5 protein-coding genes are annotated in these 3235 nt (G+C 35.1%); all 5 read right to left on the minus strand.

Going from position 1 to position 3235, the window contains the following annotated elements; translation table 11 throughout:
• A partial coding sequence (locus AC220I_RS20435) for a hypothetical protein (protein ID WP_486725714.1) occupies nucleotides 1-587 on the minus strand: 587 nt, incomplete at its 3' end.
• A gap of 87 nt (nucleotides 588-674) precedes the next feature.
• The gene (locus AC220I_RS20440) at nucleotides 675-1451 is read right to left on the minus strand and encodes a hypothetical protein (protein WP_486725715.1); all 777 of its coding nucleotides are present in this window, start codon (nucleotides 1449-1451) and stop codon (nucleotides 675-677) included.
• Nucleotides 1444-2145: an ABC transporter ATP-binding protein gene (locus AC220I_RS20445; protein ID WP_486725716.1), complete on the minus strand. Its 702-nt coding sequence runs from the start codon at nucleotides 2143-2145 to the stop codon at nucleotides 1444-1446. The genes AC220I_RS20440 and AC220I_RS20445 overlap by 8 nt, the downstream gene beginning before the upstream one ends.
• Before the next feature lies 1 nt (nucleotide 2146).
• A complete protein-coding gene (locus AC220I_RS20450) occupies nucleotides 2147-2512 on the minus strand; it encodes a GntR family transcriptional regulator (RefSeq protein ID WP_486725717.1) in 366 nt (121 codons plus the stop codon).
• Nucleotides 2513-2678: 166 nt separating this feature from the next.
• Nucleotides 2679-3053: a DUF1667 domain-containing protein gene (locus AC220I_RS20455; protein ID WP_486725718.1), complete on the minus strand. Its 375-nt coding sequence runs from the start codon at nucleotides 3051-3053 to the stop codon at nucleotides 2679-2681.
• Nucleotides 3054-3235: the final 182 nt, after the last annotated feature.

Raw genomic sequence — 3235 nt, forward strand, 5'->3', positions numbered from 1 at the left:
AATTCATATACCAATGTATATTGTTTTGACGCTGGAAACACTTGATTTGGCAAAAAAGTGTACTCAACGGATACTGAATCCTCAGCAATTTTAATTACCTTGGCTTGAACCCTAATCATGCCTAACTGAGCATCAATCATTTCAGTTTCCCACGTAGTCCCTTCTGAAACTTCGCTCTTTAGTAGGACCATTTCTCTTTGATCGCTATAATATTCTGACAAAGAGTCCTTTGTAACCTTATAGGCTTTGTAGAAGGATAAGTCTCCGAGCTCACCGCCAGATAAATCTTCCACTTCGCCTTCAAAATAATACAATTTTCCCGCTTCTGGGGAAATAACTTCATCGATTTTTACACAAGTTTCATAGCGGCTGTAATCTGCGATGCCATTATAAAAAAGCGTTTCGTTAAGATTGTAATCAAAATAGCCTCTCAAATCTAAAATTTGATTCACGGAAGCGCCTTCATTTGGTATCGATTCTTTTGAAGTAGAATCGGGGGTTTGACTACAACCTACAAACAAGAGACATATTCCAATTAGTATCAAGCCCCTTAGAAATCCCTTTTTATGCTTCATCTTCATCAACATTATATCCCCCTACTATTTCGTTTTAGATTAACACGACACAAAAAGAGGGCTCTCGCTCTCTTCATGCATCCATCTTTTTTAATTAGCTTATAAATTTATTTTGTTTTCTAATAGGTACCCTGTCATTCCAAATAATATCACACTCATCACTAGGACATACACAATGCTCATGTTCATTGCCATGTGAATATTTGAAATTACTTCCACACTGGAAAAGTGGCTCGCATTGACCATATCAAGACTTTTTCCTGCTAGATTGACTACCAATCCAAATATTTGTCCCTTGATAAAGTTAATTCCCACAAATATGCCAAATGTGATTGCCCCTTTAAATCTAACATCGGTGAATATGCTTTTAAAGAGTGCAAACGATAGGAAAATTGTCAGTGCAAACTCTACAAGTCCTAAAACGCCTACAATCAAACCTTTAATGATCAACCAAATCTCATCTGAGTTAAAACCAAAGCTAAACTCAAAACCGCTTATGTCCATAATTTTTGCATTTGCAAACATCAAAACAAGATAAATGACGGCGATAAAAAAACCTTCAATCAATGCAAAGATAACCTTGGAACCCAATATCTGATAACCATTAAAAGGTGTCATGAACAACATATACCCCTCTTGCTTAAACATATCCTGTCTGAGCAAGGTAACGATATCCACTAAGTATAATATACCAAATCCAACAGCTAATAGAGATATAAATACAGCAAAAATATCATCATTTGCAAAATAACGCACAGTTTCATCTAATTGAAAATACTTAAAAAGTGCATAAGCTTCGCCCAATAAAACCATTATGCATGCCACTAAAAAGACAGTTCGCTTCCGAATAAGTTCAAATTTTAATAATTTAAGCATGTGCAAAAACCTCCCTGTAAATATCTTCAATAGACTTGCCTCTTTCAAATCTCAAGTCCTCAGCCTTGCCCTGTAACACCAGTCTGCCATTTCCAAGAAAAATGACTTCATCTAGAATCTGTTCAATTTCCGTTACTAAATGTGTTGATACAATCATCACACTATTCTCATTAAAATGCTCAATAATGCACTCTTTGATTTTCGTTCTAGAAATTGGATCAAGCCCATTTAAAGGTTCATCTAGCATAACAATCTCAGCTGATCTGCAGATGGTTAAAGAAATTTTTAATCTTGCCCGTTGTCCTGTGGAAAGACTTGAAACCTTTTGATTGAGATCAAGCTCCATAAAAGTCATTAGATCTATTGCCTTATCATAATCAAAATCATGATACATATCTTTGTAGAAATTAAGACTGTCTTTTACCTTCATCCAACCATAGACAAAATTTTCAGTCGGCATGTATGCGACTTTTGATCTGGTTTCATGAGACGGTTTTGTGTCACACACTGTAATTTCACCTGATGATTGCTTATGTAGGTCAGCAATAATTTTCATTAAAGTGGTTTTTCCACTACCATTTGGTCCAAGAACACCATAAATTTTGCCAGCCTCAAATTTAAGAGTGATTTCTTCAAGTGCAACTTTGTTCATGTATTTTTTATTTATATTGATACAAGATATTAGAACTGACATATTATTGTACTCCCTTCTCAAACTGTCTGTTTATTTTTTCCAGTATGGTCTCTTTACTATAGTTCAATTTGATCATGCCCTCTAAAAAGGTTTTGACCATGTCACTGACGAGCATTTCCTTCATTTCATCAATAACTTCATTATCCTCAGTTACAAAGGTTCCAAGACCTCTTTTAGTCAAGCACACCTGCTCTGCCTCAAGTTCTTTGTAAACCCTTTGGATTGTATTGGGATTTACTTTAAGCTTTATTGCCAAGTCTCGAGTAGACAGGAGCTTGTCTCCCTTAGGAATTTTTCCGGAAATTATATCATACTTAATCATATTGATGATTTGTTGGTAAATGGGCAAATCGTTATTAAAATCCATTTTCAAACCTCCTCGCAAGAATTTTGAATCGCGCTGTGTATTAATGCGATAGTACACTAATTCATTATTCAAAGCAAGCGGTTTAATCCAATTCTAATGAAACCCTTATCATTCTACAAAAAAGAAATGTCTTTTGTGTGACCAAAAGACATTTCTTAAAAATTAATTAGAACATAGATTTAGTTGCGACGATGTTTACGCCTGTGTTTAAAATGTTTTCAACGATTATTTCTCCTGATTTTACAGGTAATTCAACTTCAAGCATTTTAATGATGTTCATGGCTTCAGAAACAATTGTTTTTGGGAGGGGTGCATCTGAGTTTACAGGTAATCTGTCTGCAATCGATCCTCTCAATCTCACACTGGTTGGAAGCATACATTGTTGATCGAACTTGTAGTTTTTTATGTATTCATACCCACGACTACATCTACTGCCATATACATTTTTGATTTGATCCTCCCACTTGGAGTACTCAATCGACATATTGCAGTGAACCGGGCACAAATTACATACCAACTCTTTTACGTTAGAATCATTCATAGCCAATCTCCTTATGATTTTTGCTTTGATGTAACAAAAGCTTTGACTATAAATATGATATCCACTTTTCAGGTGCTTTAAACAGATTTTTTTGAGACTTGCTGTAATTTTACAAGTATTTGTTTGTCCAATGACGCGATCTTTTTAAAGGGAGAATCCATTGCCCACTTTTCCATACCACT

Source organism: Fusibacter sp., assembly GCF_057447755.1.